This window comes from Rhizobium sp. ZX09 (assembly GCF_017357485.1).
In the GTDB taxonomy this organism is placed as follows: domain Bacteria; phylum Pseudomonadota; class Alphaproteobacteria; order Rhizobiales; family Rhizobiaceae; genus Agrobacterium; species Agrobacterium pusense.
This window is the reverse complement of sequence record NZ_CP031363.1, coordinates 2,278,585-2,299,092: the sequence shown is the minus strand read 5'-3', so window position 1 is coordinate 2,299,092 and position 20,508 is coordinate 2,278,585. Positions and strand designations below refer to the sequence as shown.

General features: G+C 58.6%; 16 protein-coding genes. 4 read left to right on the top strand and 12 right to left on the bottom strand.

Features of this window, described 5'->3' with window-relative positions; all coding sequences use genetic code 11:
- Positions 1–7: 7 nt before the first annotated feature.
- The 9 genes from BTN45_RS11450 to BTN45_RS11410 all read right to left on the bottom strand — a co-directional run bounded on the left by BTN45_RS11450 (position 8) and on the right by BTN45_RS11410 (position 11,645).
- Entirely contained in the window at positions 8–892 is an 885-nt protein-coding gene (locus BTN45_RS11450; protein ID WP_207587820.1) for a DUF296 domain-containing protein, read from the bottom strand.
- On the bottom strand, positions 889–1,668 hold the full coding sequence (locus BTN45_RS11445) for an SDR family oxidoreductase (protein ID WP_004443568.1): 780 nt from the start codon (positions 1,666–1,668) through the stop codon (positions 889–891). The genes BTN45_RS11450 and BTN45_RS11445 overlap by 4 nt, the downstream gene beginning before the upstream one ends.
- Positions 1,669–1,699: 31 nt before the next feature.
- A complete protein-coding gene (locus BTN45_RS11440) occupies positions 1,700–3,340 on the bottom strand; it encodes an acyl-CoA synthetase (RefSeq protein ID WP_207587819.1) in 1,641 nt (546 codons plus the stop codon).
- A complete protein-coding gene (locus tag BTN45_RS11435) occupies positions 3,337–4,506 on the bottom strand; it encodes an acetyl-CoA acetyltransferase (RefSeq protein ID WP_207587818.1) in 1,170 nt (389 codons plus the stop codon). Before BTN45_RS11435 ends, BTN45_RS11440 begins: the two co-directional genes overlap by 4 nt.
- Entirely contained in the window at positions 4,503–5,360 is an 858-nt protein-coding gene (locus BTN45_RS11430) for an IclR family transcriptional regulator (protein WP_004443561.1), read from the bottom strand. The genes BTN45_RS11435 and BTN45_RS11430 overlap by 4 nt, the downstream gene beginning before the upstream one ends.
- 1 nt (position 5,361) lies before the next feature.
- Positions 5,362–6,165: a glucose 1-dehydrogenase gene (locus tag BTN45_RS11425; RefSeq protein ID WP_207587817.1), complete on the bottom strand. Its 804-nt coding sequence runs from the start codon at positions 6,163–6,165 to the stop codon at positions 5,362–5,364.
- Positions 6,166–6,240: 75 nt separating this feature from the next.
- Positions 6,241–7,251, bottom strand: coding sequence for a TRAP transporter substrate-binding protein (locus BTN45_RS11420; protein WP_004443559.1), 1,011 nt, complete (start codon positions 7,249–7,251; stop codon positions 6,241–6,243).
- Between the two features lie 65 nt (positions 7,252–7,316).
- Complete coding sequence (locus BTN45_RS11415) at positions 7,317–9,194, bottom strand: TRAP transporter large permease subunit (RefSeq protein ID WP_004443556.1); 1,878 nt, start codon at positions 9,192–9,194, stop codon at positions 7,317–7,319.
- Between the two features lie 414 nt (positions 9,195–9,608).
- The gene (locus BTN45_RS11410; RefSeq protein WP_207587810.1) at positions 9,609–11,645 is read right to left on the bottom strand and encodes an NADH:flavin oxidoreductase; all 2,037 of its coding nucleotides are present in this window, start codon (positions 11,643–11,645) and stop codon (positions 9,609–9,611) included.
- Positions 11,646–11,788: 143 nt separating this feature from the next.
- Here BTN45_RS11410 and BTN45_RS11405 point away from each other — a divergent pair, with 143 nt between their 5' ends.
- From BTN45_RS11405 to BTN45_RS11390, 4 genes are all read left to right on the top strand, one after another.
- Positions 11,789–12,427, top strand: coding sequence for a TetR/AcrR family transcriptional regulator (locus tag BTN45_RS11405; protein WP_006698730.1), 639 nt, complete (start codon positions 11,789–11,791; stop codon positions 12,425–12,427).
- 194 nt (positions 12,428–12,621) lie between these two features.
- Positions 12,622–13,296 carry a response regulator transcription factor gene (locus BTN45_RS11400; protein ID WP_022556873.1) on the top strand — a complete coding sequence of 225 codons (675 nt, stop codon included), beginning with the start codon at positions 12,622–12,624 and terminating at the stop codon, positions 13,294–13,296.
- Positions 13,293–14,723, top strand: coding sequence for a HAMP domain-containing sensor histidine kinase (locus BTN45_RS11395; RefSeq protein ID WP_246751641.1), 1,431 nt, complete (start codon positions 13,293–13,295; stop codon positions 14,721–14,723). The genes BTN45_RS11400 and BTN45_RS11395 overlap by 4 nt, the downstream gene beginning before the upstream one ends.
- A 257-nt stretch (positions 14,724–14,980) precedes the next feature.
- Positions 14,981–15,601, top strand: a complete 621-nt coding sequence (locus tag BTN45_RS11390; protein WP_207587807.1) for an outer membrane protein — start codon at positions 14,981–14,983, stop codon at positions 15,599–15,601.
- A 97-nt stretch (positions 15,602–15,698) separates the two neighbouring features.
- Here the strand turns inward: BTN45_RS11390 and BTN45_RS11385 are convergent, their stop codons facing one another.
- The 3 genes from BTN45_RS11385 to BTN45_RS11375 form a co-directional block, all read right to left on the bottom strand.
- On the bottom strand, positions 15,699–16,088 hold the full coding sequence (locus BTN45_RS11385) for a hypothetical protein (protein ID WP_022556870.1): 390 nt from the start codon (positions 16,086–16,088) through the stop codon (positions 15,699–15,701).
- A 288-nt stretch (positions 16,089–16,376) separates the two neighbouring features.
- On the bottom strand, positions 16,377–18,770 hold the full coding sequence (locus BTN45_RS11380; RefSeq protein ID WP_207587805.1) for a DUF1217 domain-containing protein: 2,394 nt from the start codon (positions 18,768–18,770) through the stop codon (positions 16,377–16,379).
- 332 nt (positions 18,771–19,102) lie between these two features.
- Positions 19,103–20,434: a telomere resolvase gene (locus BTN45_RS11375; RefSeq protein ID WP_004443532.1), complete on the bottom strand. Its 1,332-nt coding sequence runs from the start codon at positions 20,432–20,434 to the stop codon at positions 19,103–19,105.
- Positions 20,435–20,508 lie beyond the last annotated feature (74 nt).

The window sequence follows — 20,508 nt, the reverse complement described above, 5'->3', positions numbered from 1 at the left end:
GCGCCACTCAAGCTGCGGCCTCACGTTTCTCCGTCAGAAGAAGTTCGAAGGTGACGCAAACGGGGTTTTTGCCGCGCACCAACCGCCCGCCGCTGATGTGGCGGGTGAGATCGACCATCGCAATATCCACCGCCGTGCGTTCACTGTCGGAGCTGATATGGCCTGCGCGGATGAGGATTTCGCTGGCGTAGGCGGTAATGGTCGTTCCGTCATCGTAGTCCGCGCCGATAAGGCTTCCAATGCCATTGACATCGGCTTCCGGCAGGCCGAATTCCGTGCAGGCCGCTTCGAGGGCGAGGCAGATGTCGGTGTTAGGCCGAACAGTGCATAAAAGCGCCCTCAGCCCCGCATCCTGATGCCTAGGCGGCCGGGGGATTGGCGTGAAAAGCGGAAAATTCGTTTCCTCATCCTGCCGAGCGTCGAAGATTGCTCCGTCAAGCGCCAGCGCCTCAAGCTGCGTTTCTTGGGCAAATTCGGCTTCGAAGGGAAGTAGGTGTCCCATGGAGACGACGCCCTGAGCACTTTTCCACGAACCATGGCAGTGCAGAAACGGCTGGCCATCGCGACGTCCCATATGAAGGCCGGCATCGATGATCGTACCCTCAGGCATGGAAAAGGTTTCGCTGTACCAGGCCGCATGGGAGGCATCAGGAGCGGCCGCGGGCATAACGTATTCCAGCCGCTTCATCGGCACGTTTTTCAGCCTGATGTAGCCACCTTCGAAACCCCGTTCCGCAAAGGCAGCGGCAATCGCTTCGTTGACGCACATGCCCGCACGGACGGTTAACGTGACGGGATGGGCACGGCAGCCGATGGCGCGAAAGCGCTCGGGTGTCTCCGGCCCGGGGTGGACGATGCTGCGCGGAAGCGCTGCCTGTGCCATCGGCGTCATACCGCCAGCCCTGCGGTGATGAAGCCGCCATCCACGGCAAGAACCTGACCATTGACGTAGCTCGCATCATCCGACACCAGAAACGCCACGGCAGAGGCGATTTCATCGGTTCTGCCATAGCGGTGCATGGGAACACGGCTATGCCACTGATCGCGAACATTCTCGGTATGGACCGCCTGGGTCAGTGGTGTATCGACCGGGCCGGGTGCAATTGCATTGACGCGGATGCCCGATTGTCCGAGCTCGTTCGCCATCACCATCGTCAGGAGATTGACGCCGCCTTTCGAGGCACCATAGGCGCTGCGGCCCCGGTTGCCACACATGCCGGAAACCGAGCTGATGTTGACGATGGAGCCGGGAATCTCACGGTCCAGCCAGTAACGCGCCGCCGCGCGAGCCACCGCGAAGCTGCCGACGAGATTGACGTCGACGATGCGGCGAAATTCTTCGACGCTGGTCTCGACGGAAAGCTTGTCGATGCCGATGCCGGCGCTGTTGACGACGGCCACCAGATCAACCGCCTGTTCAACGCCATTCACCGTCAATGCGGCGAATGCCTCCTCTATCGACGCTTCATCCGCCACGTTGCACACGATGCCACGCGAGGCGTCGATACCGAGCTTCTCGCAGGCCGCGTCCAGCGCTTCGCGCTTGAGATCCAGCAGCCAGGGTTGCCATCCGCGCGCCATCAGCAGCTGCGCGGTGGAAAAACCGATGCCGGATGCTCCGCCGGTGATCGCGACAGCCCCTTTTGTCCCTGCCGTCCGTTGTGTCATACCCTCTCCTCCCGGTTGAATGCCGCGCGCGTCAGCCTGTCCGCTTTTCCTCGAAAACCGGCATCTGGCCGCGCTTTTCCAGCTCTTCGCGGATCATTTTCTTGGTGATCTTGCCATAGGCGGATTTTGGCATGGCATCCCAGAACACGACTGTTTTGGGCAGCTTGTAACGGGCCATCTTGCCTTCCAGATAGGCCCTGAGGTCGATGCCGGCGATGTCAGCGCCTTCTCTCGCCACGCAGACCGCCACGCCCACTTCACCCCACACCGCATCTGGCACACCCAGAACCGCCGTCTCGCTGATATCGGGATGCATGAGAATTTTTTCTTCGATCTCGCGCGGATAGATGTTCGAGCCGCCGGAAATATACATGTCGGAGGCGCGCCCGGTGATGTAAACGAAGCCGTTTTCATCGCGGTGGCCGAGATCGCCGGTGCGGAACCAGCCGTTGCGGAAGGCTTTGGCATTGGCGTCGGGGTTGTTGTAATAACCGGCGAAGACGGCGGGACCGATGACGCAGATCTCGCCGGTTTCTCCCGCCTCCACCTCTTCGCCTGCGTCGTTCTGGATCTGCACCTCCATGCCTGTCCGGTCGAACCCGCAGGTGCCGACCCGCGCTTCCGGACCGTCTTCTGCGCTATGAAAAGAAGGGGGAAGCACGGTGATATTACCGGTGACTTCGCCGAGGCCGAAATATTGCACCAGCACCGGACCGAGCTTTGCCAATGCCCGTTTCTGGTCGGCGCGATACATCGGCGCGCCGGCATAGATGACATAGCGCAGCGAGGAATGATCGAAACGATCCACGGACGGGTCTTCGATCAACATTTTCAGAATGGTCGGCACGGTGAAGGCATTGGTGACACGCCATTTCTCGATCAGCGCCCAAACGGCGGGGACATCGAGTTTTTCCGCTGCCGGCAGCACGGTCTTTGCCCCGTGCGCCACCTGCACCAGCTGGTGAATACCCGCGCCGTGCGAAAGCGGAGCGACAACGATGGATGCGTCGCCTGTTCCCGTGCCGGGCATCAGATCGCAGAGATGGTTGGTGATGACAAAGGCCATCTGCCCATGGGTCAGCACCGCCGCCTTGGGGCGCCCGGTGGTGCCCGACGTGAAGAAGAACCAGCAGGGATCGTCGCGATCCACCGCCTCACCCTTGACCTTCTGACCCAGATGACGGGCGACAATCGCATCATAATCCTCACCGAATTCCGCCTGACCGATGGCGATGGTGAAATCGATCGCTGCGGCTTCACGGCTTGCTTTCGCATGTTCGGGAAAAGCGCTGGCGCAGATCATGCCGCGTGCGCCGCTGGCCTTCGCCAGGTAGCCGACTTCATCTGGCGATTGGCGGTAATTGGTCGGCACCCACACCGCGCCCACCCGGAAGCAGGCGAACATCGATTCGAACATCTGGTTGTTGTTGGAAGACTGCACCAGAATACGGTCACCCTTGACGACACCGAATTCATTGACCAGCGCATGCGCCATGGCGTCGACGCGGGCTTCCATTTGCGCCCAGCTCCAGGTCTTTTCACCCCAGACGAAGCCGATATGATGCGGGTTGCGGCGCGCGGCCTGCGTCAGAAAATGCGAAAGGTTCATCACCCGCGTGGTTGATGGTGTGACACCGCCCGGAGGATGCTGCACGGGGCCAGGTGTCCTCATTTCACGCGCTCCATGATCGAAACATAGTTGGCAACCGCGGTGCCGCCCATGTTGAAAACGCCGGCAAGCGAGGCGCCGGGGATCTGCATGTCTCCAGCCTCGCCCATCAATTGCATCGCTGCCATTACATGCATGGAAACGCCGGTCGCTCCGACCGGGTGGCCTTTCGATTTCAGTCCCCCTGAAGGGTTGATTGGCAAACGGCCGGTCTTCAGCGCGGTGCCTTCGTGCACGACCCGGTGCCCTTCGCCTGGTTTTGCAAGCCCCATGGCCTCATATTCGATAAGTTCGGCTATGGTGAAGCAGTCGTGCGTTTCAACGAAGGAAAGGTCGTCGAGCGTAGCGCCCGCAAGTTCCAGCGAGCCTGCCCATGCGCGGCGGGCGCCCTCGAAGGCCAGCGGGTCGCGGCGGCTCAGCGCCAGAATGTCATTGATCTGTTTTCTGCCCCGAAAGCCGATAGCCCGGTGGAGGCTGGCTGCGGTTTCTTCGTCGGCCAAAACGATGGCCGCCGCGCCGTCGGAAATCAGCGAGCAGTCGGTACGGCGTAGCGGGCCTGCGACATACGGGTTCTTATCGGACACGGTGTTGCAGAATTCGAAGCCGAAATCCTTGCGCATATGGGCATAGGGATTGACCGCGCCGTTGGCGTGGTTCTTGGCGGCGATCATCGCAAGCTCCTCCGAGCGATCGCCATAACGCTGGAAATAGGCCTGGGCGATGCGACCGAACTGGCCGGCAAAACCGCCGGGGATATTGGCCTCTTCTGCGCGGTAGCAAGCAGAGAGCAGAATGTCGCCTACCTCGGTGGTGGGAAGCGCCGTCATTTTTTCGGCGCCCACGACGAGCGCAATGCGGCCCCGCCCCGCCTCGATGAAATCCATCGCGCTGTACAGGGCGGCCGATCCCGTCGCGCAGGCATTTTCGAAGCGCACGGCGGGCGTATAGGCCAGTCTTTCATCACCCATTGCCACCAGGGCGCCCTGAAAATCCTGTTTCGAGAAACCATTGTTCATCACACCGACAAAAATGCCGTCGATATCGCCAACGTCGATGCCCGCATGGTCTATGGCCGGCGCGACGACTGACGCCATCAGCTGTTCGGTATTTTCAAGGGTCGATTTGCCGAAAGGCGAATGCGCCCAGCCGACGATCTGCGCTTTGCTCATTTGCTCGTTCTCCTTGCCTGTCGCTTCGGTTCGCCGTCTCCGCGCGTACGTGCGCGGCTGGCCATCATTTCTGCGATGCGTGTTTCGATACGTGTCACCTCTTCGCGCAGCAGCGCCGCCAGTTCTGGCTGACGCTCCGGCCGCATGCGGCTATCGACGGCGGCGATGCTCAACGCTCCCGCCACCGCTCCATCCGGCGTGCGGATTGCGACACCGATACCCCATGAATTGGAAAGGATGAGGCCGGGATTGAGCGAGTAGCCGTTCGCCCGGGTCAATTCGACATCACGGCGTAGCCCGTCGAGCGTGATGCCGGGATAATTCGCGGCGATGAGGCCGCTATTGGCGGCGATGACGCTATCCACTTCGGCATCGGGCAGGGCGGCCAGCATGGCGAGAGATCCGGCGCCGATACCCAGCGGGTGCTCGAAACCGGCCTGGAGCGCATGGGTACGCACGGGCCAGGTGCCTTCCTCACGATAGAGGCAGAGCGAAAACGTATCGCGGCGTACCGAAAGGAAGCTCGAATCCTCGGTACGGCGGGAAATACGCGTCAGTCCGTCCTGGGCCATCTGCAACAATCCGAAACGGCGTGACGACAGGCTGCCCAGCACGTAGGCTTCCTCGCCGAGATAATATCGGCGTGTCTCCTCGTCCTGTTCCACGAGGCCTGCCCGGATCAACGCCAGCAGCAGGCGGCGGGCCGTTGGCTTGTTCAACCCGCTTTCGGCGACGATGCCGGAAAGCGACACACCGCGTTCGGCGTGCCGCCCCACCATGGACAGCAGCGCCAGCGCCCGGTCCACGGCACGTGCCCCTGTCAGATCGTTTTCCGCCGCAACCACCGTGGCCATATCAGGTAAACGCCCCCACTGCGCAACTTTGGCCGCCGTCGACCGGCAGGCAGATGCCCGTGATAAATTTTGCTTCATCGGATGCCAGAAAAACGGCGGCGCGGGCGATATCGAAGGCATCACCCATGCGTCCCACGGGCACTGCGGCATTACGCGCCGCCACCATTTCCTCGACGGAGGCGTACTGGCTGCTGATCTGCTTGTAGATCAGCGGCGTATCGATCATGCCCGGCAGAACACAATTGGCGCGAATACCTTGCCGTGCGTATTGCATCGCCAGCGCCACGGTGGCCTGGTTGACCGCGGCCTTCATGGCGTAATAGGCGAAATAAGGATAGCCGGTCCAGCGGATCGAGGCGAGTGAGGAAATATTGACGATGGCGCCGCCGCCCTGCCTCAGCATCACCGGCAGAACAGCCTTGGCGGTGCGATAGACAGAGCCGATGTTGAGATCGACGGAGGCGCGAAAGCGCTCCTCATCCAGCTCCACCGGCCCGCCCATATGCGTCACGCCGACATTATTGTGCAGGATGTCGATGCCATCAAAGGCATCGCAGGTTCGTGCAACTGCCGCTGATACGGATTCCAGCTTCGTGACATCGGCGGCAACGGCGATTGCCTCAAAACCTTCTTCGCGGATGATCTGCGCGGTTGCTTCAGCCGCGCCGGCGGAGAGGTCGACACAGGCCACGCACGCGCCCTCGCGGGCAAATTGCACGGCCGCAGCCTTGCCATTGCCAAAGCCCGGCCCCGATGATCCTGCGCCAAATACAAGCGCGCGTTTTCCCGTCAGGCGACCTGTCAAAACAGTCTCCATTAAAACAGCCAGAAGTGATCGGATCGGCCCCGCTTGCGGCGGGACCGATTATTTGCTGACCCGTCAGGTCAGGCTGGCGCCAACGGCCTTTTCAAGAATGGCCCAGGCTTCGTCGCCATATTTGCTTTTCCACTCGGAATAGAATCCGGCTTCCTTGAGGGCTGCACGGAAGAGCGATGCGTCAGTATCGTTGAAGGCCATGCCCTTGCTGATCAAGTCTTCCTTCACCGAGGCGTTGAGCTTCGCCACGTCGGCGCGTTCATCCTTGCCGGCCTGATTGAGGTTCTTGGCAACGATGGTGCGCAGGTCGTCCGGCAGCCGCTCCCACGCGCGCTTGTTGGCGAGGAACCAGAAACCATCCCACATGTGATTGGTAACCGAGCAGAACTTCTGCACTTCGAAGAGCTTCGCGGTGGAAATGATGGCCAGAGGGTTTTCCTGGCCGTCGACGACGCCGGTCTGCAACGCGGTGTAGACTTCCGCGAAGTTGATGGAAGCGGGAGCCGACTTGAAGGCCTTGAACATCGAGGTCCAGAGAGGGCTCACCGGCACGCGGATCTTGAAACTTTCGAGATCGGCAGGCGTGGTGATGGGTTTCGACGCGCTGGTGATCTGGCGGAAACCGTTGTCCCAGATCGTATCCATGGCGACGAGATTCTGTTTGGCAATTTCACCGCGTACATATTTGCCGAGATCGCCGTCCATGGCCGCCCATACGGAATCATAATCCGGGAAGGCAAAGCCGATGCCGCTGATGGACGCGTTTGGTACCAGCGTGGACAGGATCAGCGGCGAGAGCGTGAAGAATTCAACGCCGCCGGAACGGACCTGGCTCAGCATGTCGGTATCGGCCCCCAACTGGCTGCTGGGGAATATCTTGATATTGACCCGCCCATCGGTTTCTTTCTCGATACGATCGGCCGCTTCCTTGGCGCGCACGTTCATGGGGTGCGCAGCCGGCAGGTTATTGGCATATTTGTAGCTGAATTCCGCGGCGCGTGCGCGCGATACGAACGCGGTGGCAAGAACGGCAGAACCGGCGCCCGCGAGCATGGTACGTCTGTTGATGATCATTGCTTTCTCCTCCCAAATAAAAGCATGTTTCGTTCATCGGCATGGCGGGTGGACCCGCCACGGTGTCAGAGCAGAATTGTGGATAGACCCGGAATTCCGGCAATCAGCAGCAGGCCGATGACCATGGCTGCGAGATAGGGCCAGATGGCGCCCATGGCTTCATCGGGCGAGACATTGCCGATCTTGCAGGCAATGTAGAAGCCGATGCCGATGGGCGGCGCCATCAGGCCGATATTCATGGCGACCACCACGACCATCGAATAATGGATGTCGTTGATGCCGAGCGTGCGGGCAATGGGGAACATGATCGGCGCGAGCAGAACAATTGCAGGCAGTCCTTCCAGCACGCAGCCGAGGATCATGAAGATCAGGATCGACACGATCATGTAGGTCATCCAGCCGCCCGGCAGGTCGGTTATCATCGCGGTCAATTCGAAGGCGAAACCGCTTTGCGTCAAACCCCAGGCCATGGCGGAGGCGCAGCCGAGGATCAGCAGGATCGCGCCCGACAGCGCCGCTGTCTCCACCAGCATGGAGTAGAGTTTTTTCAGGCTGATACCGCCATAAAGCACCGCGCCGATAATCATGGCATAGAGCACTGCAATGGTGGATACTTCGGTCGCCGTTGCCACACCGCCGCCCACAAGGCTGCGGATGAGGAAAGGCAGAACCAGAGCGGGGGCGGCAACCAGTGCCGCCTTGCCGACCAGCGGCCAAGGGGTGCGTCTGGCGCCATCCATGTTTTCGTTGCGTGCTTTCCACCGGGCCAATACCGCCAGCACCAGAAGCAGCACCATGGCGATCATGAAGCCGGAGGTAAACAGGCCGGCAATCGACACGCCCGCTGCCGAACCGAGGACGATGAGAACGATGGACGGCGGAACGGTATCCGCCATGGCGGCGCCGGTGGCCAGCAGTGCAATCATTTCCTTGGGCTTGTGGCCGCGTCGCTTCATTTCCGGAAACAGCGCAGGTGCGACCGTTGCCATATCTGAAACCTTGGAGCCGGAAATGCCCGAGACCAGAAACAGCGAACCGAGCAGAACATAGGACATGCCCGCGCGGATGTGGCCGAACATCGAGGACAGCAGTTCGACGATCGCCTTGCCCATGCCGGTTGCGTCAAGGACGCAGCCCAGCAGCACGAATACCGGCACCGACAGCAGAATGATGCCCGACATTCCTTCATCCATGCGCCCGACCATAACGATCATCGGAACCCAGGTGGTGAAAGTCAGATAGGACAATGTTCCAAGGCCGAAACAGAAGGCAATGGGCACGCCGAGCGCCAGAAACACCGCCACGAACAGGCCGAGGAAGATCGCCAGGTTAAAATTGCCAAAGGATTCCAGTGTGGGCGACGCCAGAAACAGAAGGCCGGCAGCCACCGCAACCGTGACGATAGCGGCGACGATGTCCCGCAGCCTTTCCCTCCGGAAGAGGTTGTTCATGACCAGGAGCAACATCAGGGAGGCGCCGAATGGCAGGGCGGCGGCGCGGAAAGTCATGGGAATGTTCAGCGCCGCCGATGTGACGACCCATTCCTCGATGGCGTATTCGATTGCGGGCTTGATGATAGCCGCGAGAAATGTCGCCACCAGCACCAGCGCCAAGGAATTGATGTAACCCAGGAAACGCTGCGGAAACATGTTGAGGAACAGCGTCAGGCGCAGGTGCTCGCTGCGGTCGATGGCAATGGCGGCACCCAGCATGGCAAACCACAGGAAGCACAACGAGGCCGTTTCATCGATCCAGACAATCGGCAGATGCAAGGCATAACGTGATGTCACGCCGAGCAGAAGCAGGCCGATCATCAGCGCCAAAAGAATGGCTGCCATGGCCTCGACCGGCCGCATGAACCAGGAGCCTGTTACCGGCTCCGTGTGCAGTAGCTCGCCGTCGAGCACAAAGACGTCGTCATTCGCGTTTGCGGTCATGGTCATTGGGGCCTCCTCTCCCGCAGAACAACCTTCGCAATGGATGGTGGTCAGCAAGGCAGAATGTCCGGGCCCCAGCCACGATCATGGCCGGCATCAGGATATATCTGTCATCGCAAGACCGGCCAGACCCCTCCAAAAGTCTGAGCGTATCGGTATATCGCCTCCACGATATGGACCGTTACAAAACCATACGTTCGGGATACACAGGAAGAATGATAAAATCAATAGTAAAAGGACGCAATTACGCAGTTTTAGACTCGCGTATAGAGGTCCATATAGTGGATCTTACTTTGGCCCACTCGAGCTTGTGCCTGTGCGATGATCCGGGCGACAGCCGCCATCCTGCCTGACAAGTGAACATCGTCGGCATCGAATGATCCCCTCGATGCGCCCTGGGGCCGCAACGCGACCCGCGCCTCAAATGTCCTTTGCGAGGCGCAGGGCGTCGTAGATCGCCGCATGGGTGTTGCGCGCCGCGACGGCATCGCCGATGCGGAACAACCGATATGTGCCTGTCGGATTGCGCGCGACGGTCTGAGCCTCTCCGGCGAGCAGGGAGTCATAGGAAACCTCCCCGAGATTTGTCGAGCCGGGCTTGAGTTCGAAATACAGTTCGTCCAGCGGGACTGTACCGTGATTGACGACGATCTGGTCGACGGTGCGCTGTCTAGAAATGCCGCCATAGTCGCTGCCGACGTGGGCGACGATCTGGTTGCCGCTTCTTTCGGCTGCTTCCAGCCGGTAAGTGACGGTAAATGTGGCGTCGAGCTTTTGCAGCGAGCGCATATAGGGAACAAGATTCATGGCCATGACTTCAGGGGCGAAGGAGCGATCCGGTGTCATGATTTCCACCTTGCCGCCAGCCTTGGCGATGAGCTCGGCCGCCTGAAGGCCGGCATGGTCTCCCGCGTCGTCATAGACGAGAACATTGGCACCCGGCCTGACGTCTCCGGAAATAATATCCCACGCGGAGACGACCAGTTCGTTGCCCTTAGACAGCACCTCGGTATGCGGCAGTCCGCCTGTGGCGATGATCACCACATCGGGTTTTTGCGAGAGAACCGTGTCCGCTTCCGCCCAGCTGTTGAAGTGGAAGACGACGCCGAGCTTTTCGCACTGGCTCATGCGCCAGTCGATGATGCCGGTCATTTCCCGGCGGCGTTCGCTCTGCGCGGTGAGGCGAATCTGCCCGCCCGGATGGCTCGCTGCCTCGAAGACCACGACCGTATGGCCGCGTTCGGCACAGACCCTTGCGGCTTCGAGGCCTCCCGGCCCGGCGCCGACGATAACCACCTTCAGGCTTTTCGCAGCCCTGGTGATGGCGTGCGGCATGGTTTCCTCGCGGCCGGTTGCCGGATTGTGAATGCAGAAGGCAAGGCCGCCCTGATAGATGCGGTCGAGACAGTAATTAGCGCCGACGCAGGGGCGGATATCGCCCTCCCGCTTTTCCACGATCTTGCGCACGATATGCGGATCGGTCATGTGCGCGCGGGTCATGCCGACCATGTCCACCTTGCCGGTGGCGATGGCATGCCGGGCTGTGGCAACGTCCTGAATTTTGGCGGCATGGAAGGTCGGGAAACGTGTCGCTGAACGGATCTCCCCGGCAAAATCGAGGTGCGGCGAACTTGCCATGCCCTGAATCGGGATAACGTCGGTCAGGCCGGCATCGGTGTCGATATGCCCCCTGATGACGTTGAGATAATCGATCAGACCGCTTTCTTTCAGCAGTCTGGAGATTTCGAGGCCTTCTGCTTTTCCGGTGCCACCCTCCAGACATTCATCGGCGGTGTAACGAACACCGAGGATGAAGTCCTCACCCACGCGCCTGCGTATCGCCCGGAAAACGTCGAGGCAGAAACGCATGCGGTTTTCGAGCGAGCCACCATAGGGGCCATCCAGCTCGTTGGTCAGCGGGGAGACGAACTGATCGATGAGATGACCATAGGCCTCCAGCTCCACCCCGTCCATGCCGCCAGCCTTCATACGCTCGGCGGCGTCGGCGAAATCCCTGATGACACGCTCAATATCCCAATCCTCGATTTTCTTCGGAAAGGCGCGATGAGCGGCTTCCCGCTGGTGTGAAGGTGCGAGCACCGGCAGCCAGTCACCCTTGTCCCACCGGGTGCGCCGGCCAAGATGAGTGAGCTGGATCATGATTGCCGACCCCGCCTCGTGGACGGCGTCGGTCATTTCCCTGATCCACGGAACGATTTCATCCTTGTACGCGAGCAAATTGTTGAAGACGGGAGGGCTGTCTTTCGAAACGGCGGCTGAGCCTGCGGTCATCGTCAACGCCACGCCGCCTTTCGCACGCTCGACGGTATAGGCGCGATAACGCCCTTTCGGCATGCCGTCTTCCGGATAAGCGGGCTCATGCGACGTCACGATGATACGGTTGCGCAGCGTCAGGTGCTTCAGCTGATAGGGTTGAAGAAGGGGATCGTTCGACATGGGCCTGCTCCAAGGGGGGTTATGGTGCGAGGCTAAGAGAAAATGTACATATGTGTCAATTAACAAAACACCAGTGTCTATAAGTTAGACAAGAGTGTACGCCTCGCCTTGTCGCGCAGGGACTGATTTGGTACTCAACTGTCATGGACGCGACATTAAACGAAACCGGTTGGCGTGGATCGCAGGAGGGTTGGCTTGAGGCCGCCTACGAGTCCCTGCTGGAATCGGGGGTGGATTCCGTCAAGATTTTGCCGTTGGCGAAGAAGCTCAATCTCTCGCGCACCAGCTTTTACTGGTTCTTCAAGGATCGGGAGGAGTTGCTGGCGGCGCTTTTGTCCCGCTGGCGCGACAAGAACACGGGAAGCATCCTCAGGCAATCGGAGGCCTACGCGGAAACCTTGGCCGAGGCGATGCTGAACGTCTTCGATTGCTGGCTGGATCCCTCGCTTTTTGACAGCAAATTCGAATTCGCGGTGCGCAGCTGGGCGCTGCAGTCCGATGATATCCTTGCCGAGGTTCGCAAGGCGGATGCTGTGAGAATGGAGGCGCTTTCGCGCATGTTCGTCCGTTTCGGCCATCCCGAAAATACTGCGGATGTGCGCGCCCGCACCACTTATCTCGTGCAGATCGGCTACATTTCCATGCAGGCCGAGGAAGATGTGGCAGTGCGGATGAAGAGAATTGCGGATTATATCGCCATCTATACCGGCGAGGTGCCGCAACAACGGGAGCTTGATCGCTTTTATGCGAGGCACGGATACAGGCCAGGCCCCGGGGCCTGACGCCCGCATGCCGATCTCGACAGGCGCGGACAACCCTCGGGACAGCGATAAGTGGCGCGGCCAACGCCTTCGATGCCAGTCGGATTACGCCGTTGGGATGGTACAAGAAGAAGGGGCGGCCGGGCTGCAATCTATCTGCAACATTCATCAATCAGTGGTGGGGATGGCAAGAGCTCATCTTTGGGGGAAAGTCATTGCGAATCCTGCTTCTCGAGGACGAACCCGAAATGGCGCGTGCGCTGCTCGAAGCCTTGCGCCGGCGCGATGTGCTTGCCGATCATGTCAGTACCATCAGCGATGCCGATGTCCTTGCGCGTGACGGCTCCTACGATGTGCTTGTCCTGGATCGCCGCCTGCCCGATGGTGAGGGGCTGAACCTTGTATCGGCGCTTCGCCGCAGCAAACATTCCGTACCGATCCTTGTCCTGACGGCGCTTGGAAGTGTCGATCACCGCGTTGACGGGCTGGATGCCGGCGCGGATGACTATCTCGCCAAGCCTTTTGCGATAGAGGAACTGCTCGCCCGCCTCAGGGCCCTTCACAGGCGCGGCCCTTCCATTTCCGACAGATATGCGATTTTCGGAAATCTGAGCATTGATCAAAGAAGCAATGAAGTCAGCGTTGCCGGCTCCATCCTCGAGTTGCGGCGTCGGGAATATCTGGCGCTCGAAGCCCTGATGCGGCGCCCGAACCGTATCGTGACGCGGTCCAACCTGATCGAGGCGGTTTATACGCTCGACGACGAGATCGAGTCCAATGCGCTCGATGCCCACATCTCCCGTATCAGGAAGAAGCTGGCGCAGGCGGGAGCCACGGTGGAGATTAGAGCCGTGCGCAATATCGGTTATCTCATTCGGGCAAAGTCATGAGTTCGCAGCACAACCAATCCCTGCGTTGGGGGCTGATGAAGCGCCTTCTCGTCCTGCAGGCTTTCTTGCTCGTTCTCTTCGTCGTTCTTCTCGTTGGCTGGATCTGGATCATCGATCCAAGGCTGGAAGGTGCCAATGAAGAGGCTGTGCGCATCATTGCGGAAAGCGTGACAAAGGATGGGCAGGGGCGGGCGCAGGTGTCGGCTACACCCGATCTGGAGGCGCTGAAACAGCGCTATCGCAATCTCTGGTTCATGGTGCGGGACGCGGAAGGAATCGTCCTTCGATATGGAGATATCCCCACTTCCGTCGTGACGGGGGCATTTCCTTTGGGCATCGAAAGGGCGCGTCTGGAGGCTGGGGAAACAGTCCGGGCCACGATGGAGAACCGCGATACGCCCGCCGGGCGGCTGCAGTTCATTGCCGGGACGGAAAAAGGTCTCGCGAATGATGGCGTGAATATCTGGATCAACATACAGCTGGATCTGGAAAAGGATGCGGATGGTGCCATTCGCTGGTTGACCGTGCTGCCGGGAATTGGATTCATTATTCTTGTGGCCGTGGTGCCCATGTTGCTGCTGACGGGTATTGCGACATTGCTGGTGACCCCACGTGCGGTCGGCCGTTCACTGAGTGGCCTCATGGAAACGGTCACCCAAGCGCAGTCGATCAATTTCGAGAACCGGTCCGCCCGTATCGCTCGCTCGAAGGTGCCGAGTGAAATCATTCCGCTGGTGGATGCCTTCAATGTTGCCCTCTCGAAACTGGACGAGGGCTATAATCGCCGCAACCGCTTCCTGGCCGACGCCGCCCATGAACTGAGGACGCCGATTGCGATCGTGCGCGTCCGCGCCGATCTTCTTCCCGATGACGCGCTGAGCCGGCAGCTGCGGGCGGATATCGACCGGCTTACCCGCGTCGCACACCAGCTTCTCGAAATGCAGGCGGTGGGCGCGGTAGACCTGCCTGCGGAAGAGCAGGATTTGAATGTTCTCGTCGAACGCATCGCGACCGATCTTGCCCCGATTGCGATGGATGCCGGTTACGAGTTCGATTTCGAGCCGAGCGAAACAGAAGCCCTGCTGACGGTCCAGACGTCGATCATTGAGATGGCCGTCGTCAACCTCATCCGCAATGCCATCGATCACGGCGGCGGCAGGGGCGCCATTGTCGTCCGGGTGGGTGCCGCAGGAACCATAGATGTCTGTGATGAAGGTCCGGGCATACCCGTTGACGAACGCGAGCAGGTGTTCGAACCGTTCCATCGCATCAACACCAGCTCCTCCGGTGCCGGCCTTGGCCTCAATCTCGTGCAGAAAGCAGCTGAGCTGCATGGGGGCAGGGTGCTGTTCCTCGACCTTGATCCCGGCTTCTGCGTTCGGCTGGAGGTCCGCTCCGTCACGCCAGGGAGCGGTGCGGGGCCATGAATCGCCTCCGGGAAGTCCGGACTCCTGAAGTTCTTAAAATAAGATTAAAGAAATAAGTATAATCACATGAAAAATAACAATTATATTTAAATAAAACAGCCGCGTGTAATCCAGGCGCAATTCTCGCGCGGAAAATGCCCGTATCTTCTGCGCTCATTCGCACAGGAGACCATGGGAGCCGGTTTCCGGTTCTTCAACGCGAACGGAAATCCTGGCGCCTCAGATTGAGACGCCCCTGGTTTCGTCTGGAGTCATTCATGTCGTTCATTGCAAAATCGCTTGTTGCCATCAGTATTATGGCGGCACCGAGCGCCTATTCCGCTGATCTTGCCGACTACAATGCGCAGCAATTCGATTATACCAGTCCGCCAGCCTTTTCCTGGAATGGGGCTTATATCGGCGCACATGGCGGCGTCGCCTCACCAAAAGTCAATCCTCTGGCCAGTGGCCGTGGTCTGACGGGTGGCGTACAGGCCGGTTACAATTTCCAGTTCGGCTCCGGTGTCGTCGGGGCGGAGCTGGAGGGCTCGTATCTCGGCAACGAGGCGCGGGTGCCGAATGGCCGCCTGAGAGAGCGTTTTCGTGGCGCCGCCAAGCTGAAGGCCGGTGTGGCGCTTGATCGTACCCTTCTTTACGGCACCGCAGGTCTGACCACGACGAAATTCAAGGATGGAAACGGCGTTACCGGACCGGACGACTGGAAGCGGGGCTATCTCGTGGGAGCGGGTGTCGAACAGAGTTTCGGCGGCGGCCTCTCGGCCAAGTTCGAATATAACTACGTGAACACGGGAAATGTATCGACGACGACCTCCAGCGGCAGATCGAAGACGGATGTCAGCGATCACGTCGTCAAGGCGGGCCTGAACTATCGTTTCTGATCCGCTGACATGTGCCCCAGAAGCATAAGACCGCCGCTTTCGGGTCGAAGCGGCGGTAAGGGGAAATGGCTCGAACGGCGAGGGGGCCGTAAGAGGTTCATTCGCATTCGAGTGAGGGTTGCCGGAAGCTCGTTACATACCAGTCGTTACCGGAACTGCGGGTGTAGAAGGTGTAGTAGCAATCGATGCGCTCGACATAACCAGGCGTTTCGGACACTTCGTAACGCTCGCCATGCCGCGTCGAGCGGACCTCGCCGCTTGATGATCCGGCCACAACCTGCGTCTTGTTCTTGCGCCACTGATAGGCCTGCTGGCCGGGGCCGAGGCTATAGACATTGTCAGGCGGCCCATAGTCCAGCATCACGCTGGTAATGGGTGCGCCGACATAAGTTTTCATCACGGTTGATGCGCAGGCTGTGAGCAGGAGCGATGTGGCGGCGATGAGGGTGATTGCTGGCGGGACTGCAAGTGATGACCTGTCGGACATGGGAATTCCTTTCAGCTGCGGTAAATTTCAGCAGGGATAGGAACAGGTCATTGCAGGTACATTACACTAGCAGACGGCGCGATGGACGGTCGTCTCGACGGGCCCGTGCCTCAGCGGGGCGCACCTGAACGGAATTTCGGCTTTGGTGCGCTGACAGGCTGTTGTTGACTGTGATGATACTGCTCTACAGCACCAGGGCTACGGGCGAGTTTGACCGCCCTGACACTGGCCGCCGGAGCCAGTATCAGATTCCATCCGAGAGCCAGCCAGCCTTTTCAGGCAGACGAGTTAGCGGCTGCGGGCGTTCCGAAGCTGGGCGAGGGTTGCCAGCGTATTGCCGCTGATGGACATTTTGCCATTGCCGAACAAGTCGAGACGGGGATCGGAAGGCGAATTGTTCATTTCATACCTCAGCAAAAAGCGGTCAATCAGCTTGTCGACCTTGCCGGCTTCCTGCAGGTCCCTCATCTTCAGTTTCTTTTCGATCATCTTTGCCTGCATCTCGACCTTGGAATTTGCAGTTTCCGCGGGAATTCCAAGGGCGGTGCGGGTGAATTCCGAAAGCGCATTGTCAGCCAGTATGTCGTAGGCATTGGAAATGCCGCCGGCCATCCGCTTGAAATAGAGAGCAAGACGAACACCGGCGTTTTCTTCTCCCGCCCTTTCCTCCAGCGTCTGCCGAACGTATTTGTCACGCGTTTCCATCAGGCCGCGGTTGTTCTGGACATGCTGGCTGGCTGTCGCGCGAATATTCCCCTTGGTGTCGAAGTTGAAGGAACCGGCAAGGGCGCGAAAGCGGGGATCCTTTTCGGCGTTGGCGAAGCTTTTCGGGTCCTTGAGGTCGGATTTGAAGATCTTTTTCAGATAATCGGTGCTGACCGATTTGGGGTCGATGCGTTCGGCAACAAGCATGAAATCCACCAGACGGCGATCGGCAAGCAACTGATCAACGGTTTCCAACGTCTCCATCTGCTGGCGGTAATAGGCAGCCTCCGTCTTTGCCTTTTCCTTTATCTTGTCTTTGCTGTTTTTCTGGCGATAGGCGGCGAGTTCCTCATCCTGCTTGCCTGTTTTCTCCCTGCTCTTCGAGGCCGTGTTCCATCGGGTCATTTCGAGAACGTAGTTCCGGGAGATGCGGGTAATCTCGTTTTCGGCCTGGGCCAGCCGTGGCGAGCCGATCCTGCCTTCGGCATCGAAATTATAGGCTTTCGCCAGTCGAACGAACCTTTCGTCTTTGAGGCTGCGGACATAACTTTTCGGGTCCGACAGGTCACTGGTGAAGACCTTCTTCAACTTGAACGTGGAAACCTCTTCGGGGCTGATGTTGAATGCCTTCAGCGCGAAATTGCGAATGGTAACGGCTGCCGGTGCAGCAGAGAGGAAGTCCTCCAGGTTTTTCGTAAGGCCGATATAGCGTCTGTAGTCCTTGATCGTCTTTTGGTCCGTCGCCTCCTGTGCGTCGTCGTAGCGGCTAAAATAAAGTGTCATCATCGTACTGAGCTGGGCGGCCGTCTGGATCGTCTTTCCGGCAGCGATCTTGCCTTCCCCGTCGAAATTGAACGCTCTTGCAAGATCGATGAAGCCTTTGTCCTTTTCGGCGTGAAGCGCGCTTTGCGGATCATCGGGATTTTCGCGAAGCGCCCACTGGATTTTCTTGTCGGTATCGGTGTCGTCCCTGAGGTTGAAGGCGACGATCAACATCGTTCTAAGACGGGAATTGGATATGAGTTGTTGGGCATCGGTAATCTCATTCATCTTTTGCGCGAAGAAGTCGCGATTGAGAACTGCGCCGGTCTGCGTCAGGCGAGGATACGATAAAACATAGGTTTCGTTGATCAGCCGCTTCTGGGTTGCCGTCTGCGCTTTCGTGCCGTCATCCACGAAACCGTCATCGCGGAAATTAAACGCTGCCGCCATTTCGAAGAGCTTGTGTGCATTGGCGATGCGCTTGTTGTACTGGCCGAGCAGATAATCGATTTTGGCCAGCGACGCCTTATCGGCGGAGGGGACTTTTGCGCGTTCGATGCGCAGATCGGCGGTCTTTGCCTGCCATTCTTCGACCAGAGGTTTGTAGGTTCTGTTGACGTAACTGTCGGCGCTGCTGATATCGCTGGTCAGAACATCCCGCAGATGTTTGTAGTTGAAGGCTTCGGCGTCGATGCCGAAGGATTTGAAAACATAGTCCCGCAACCGCGTGTTTTTGAAGATGTCATCCACATGGCCGACCGTGTCGATGACGATGTTGTAATACCGCGTTTCCTCCTTCAGTTCGTCGTCTCGTTGTTTGTGTGCATCGTGATAGGCGGCAACCAGTCGGTCCTGCTGGGTTTGCGTTTGAACCGTTTTTTCCGATTTGATAGTGCCGAAATCAAACGCCGCCGCAAAGTCGCGGTAGCGGGTGTCCTTCAGCTTGTTGGCGAAACTGTTCGGGTCGTTGAGATTGCTTTCCAATACCTTCTTCATAAAGGCGGCGGCGTAGGTCATCTCGCCGAGGCCATGGGCCTTCATGGCGTAGGAATATAGCCTGTGGTCCTTCAGAAACTCATCGAGATTTTTGATCTTGCCAATATTGTCGGCGTAATATTTGGCGTCGCGCGATACGATCGGATCGTTTGCGACGCGTTTCAGTGACGATGCCAGGTCGCGATTATAGAGGGTGTAAGTTGTATATGCGGGCAGCACCCCAAGCCTCCGGACAATATTCATTCGTGAAAACTGTCAATATTGTTTCGGATATAACTTGTGTGTGGCTGTATTTATTTAATTTATACTTCATATAATTCTTTAGTGTTTAATTTATAAAATATTGATTCATTTGGTTCTTTTGTTCGCAGCGGTGTCGGTACAATACATCGTCGCTGGAAGTGGTAGAAAAATCGGCGGTTTATCCAAAGCAGGGGAACAGGAGCGCGCGCCCGGATCGGGGCGCAACGACATGTCGAAATCTCCGCGGGGACAGTCCTGCGCGTCGGGTTATCCATGGCGTGCTTGGCCGCAAGGCAGGTGCGGCTGCGCTATGGATTGCTGCGGGAAACCGGCGCAATGGCGGCCATTTGCTGCAATGCCCGCTCGTTCGTGCGCTTTGCCCGTGCAAGCGCATCGTCTCGATCCTCCGGCAGCGTGTAGGTCATATAGGAGAGGGAGGTTTCGAGATCGTTGTTGTTATGCCCGAGAATGGCGGCGAAATAGCTGTTCTTGGTCACGTGGGGAGGTGCGAAATTATGATAAGCCACCTCCGCATAGAGATGCCGAAGACCATAGGGCTTGGGAAGCTCCTCCTTCGGCCAGAGATCTTCGAACAGGTTAAAAACCGTGTCCCTGAGCAGCAGGCGCGTCTCCGATGAAAAATCATCGATCGACATGCCGTGCCACAATTTTCCCTGCCCGCTTTCGCGCAGGCGCTTGTAGGCGGCAAGAATGGTTTCCGAGCGGGCAAGAACCGGGATCTCATAGGTCACACCGTACTTCGTTCCCTCGCCCTGTTTTGTCTTGGCCTGGCCGTTGAACAGGACGCTCCATTTGGAAATGCCCTTGCCATAGGGAGCAGGCGAAAATTCCGCCTGGGTAAAGACTTCGTAGGGTCGGCGTCCGGTCATGCCGATCAGGCCGATGCCGATCATAAGGGGATCGGCTGACAGGAGTTTGTCGGCACAGATCTTCAGAACCTGGCGGTAATTCTCGAAGGTGATCAGCGCGCCGTGCTTTCTGGCGATCTTCTCCATCTTCACCCGTCGCGCATCGTCATACATCGCAGCGTCGCCGGTGGCGATTTTCAGCATCGGGTGATCGTCGCCAAACGCCTCGCGGATGGCGTTGCGATATTTGGTGATGTAGGAGATGATCGTTGTCTGGGCTCTGCCCTTCATGGTGCTGATTTCAGCATTCCACAGGGTCTGCATCTCTTCTTTCGTGCCCATGCCGTTCATCGCAGAAATGAAATCCGCGATGCGTAGAAGAACGGTGGGTTTGCGGCCGGCTGTATTAAATTCCGCGCGTTCGATTTTCTCGACGATCGAGGTTGCTACGCCCGTTTTCGGATAGTCGGCACGTTCGATGTAGGTTTTCAGCCGCTCGCGCAGTTTTTTCATGTTGCAAATGGCAAGCGGCGTGCTCTTGGGACCGAATTCGGCCTTCAAGGCGTTACGGTACTTCATGATGTAAAGTTCGAGAGTCTTTTCGGTGCGCCCATTGTCGAAATGGTAGCGGACCTCGGCGTCCCACAGATCGCGGATCTTTCTGTTGCGCGAGGCGTCGTCGTTTTTCATCGCCTCTTTGACCTGTGCGACAAAGTGGTCGATGCGTTCCACCAGGACCGGCGTTTTTGTTTTTCGTTTTGAGGAAAGCATGCGGCGGCTCCCTGAACCGGTCCGGATATATAAATCGATGGTTTGCGATCAACAGCAGCAGGGTTGCAGAAATA

Excerpts from the sequence above, each read along its gene's own strand:
- BTN45_RS11450 (WP_207587820.1), bottom strand. The coding sequence starts at position 892 with ATGACGCCGATGGCACAGGCAGCGCTTCCGCGCAGCATCGTCCACCCC.
- BTN45_RS11445 (WP_004443568.1), bottom strand. The coding sequence starts at position 1,668 with ATGACACAACGGACGGCAGGGACAAAAGGGGCTGTCGCGATCACCGGC.
- BTN45_RS11440 (WP_207587819.1), bottom strand. The coding sequence starts at position 3,340 with ATGAGGACACCTGGCCCCGTGCAGCATCCTCCGGGCGGTGTCACACCA.
- BTN45_RS11435 (WP_207587818.1), bottom strand. The coding sequence starts at position 4,506 with ATGAGCAAAGCGCAGATCGTCGGCTGGGCGCATTCGCCTTTCGGCAAA.
- BTN45_RS11430 (WP_004443561.1), bottom strand. The coding sequence starts at position 5,360 with ATGGCCACGGTGGTTGCGGCGGAAAACGATCTGACAGGGGCACGTGCC.
- BTN45_RS11420 (WP_004443559.1), bottom strand. The coding sequence starts at position 7,251 with ATGATCATCAACAGACGTACCATGCTCGCGGGCGCCGGTTCTGCCGTT.
- BTN45_RS11415 (WP_004443556.1), bottom strand. The coding sequence starts at position 9,194 with ATGACCATGACCGCAAACGCGAATGACGACGTCTTTGTGCTCGACGGC.
- BTN45_RS11410 (WP_207587810.1), bottom strand. The coding sequence starts at position 11,645 with ATGTCGAACGATCCCCTTCTTCAACCCTATCAGCTGAAGCACCTGACG.
- BTN45_RS11405 (WP_006698730.1), top strand. The coding sequence starts at position 11,789 with ATGGACGCGACATTAAACGAAACCGGTTGGCGTGGATCGCAGGAGGGT.
- BTN45_RS11395 (WP_246751641.1), top strand. The coding sequence starts at position 13,293 with ATGAGTTCGCAGCACAACCAATCCCTGCGTTGGGGGCTGATGAAGCGC.
- BTN45_RS11390 (WP_207587807.1), top strand. The coding sequence starts at position 14,981 with ATGTCGTTCATTGCAAAATCGCTTGTTGCCATCAGTATTATGGCGGCA.
- BTN45_RS11385 (WP_022556870.1), bottom strand. The coding sequence starts at position 16,088 with ATGTCCGACAGGTCATCACTTGCAGTCCCGCCAGCAATCACCCTCATC.
- BTN45_RS11375 (WP_004443532.1), bottom strand. The coding sequence starts at position 20,434 with ATGCTTTCCTCAAAACGAAAAACAAAAACGCCGGTCCTGGTGGAACGC.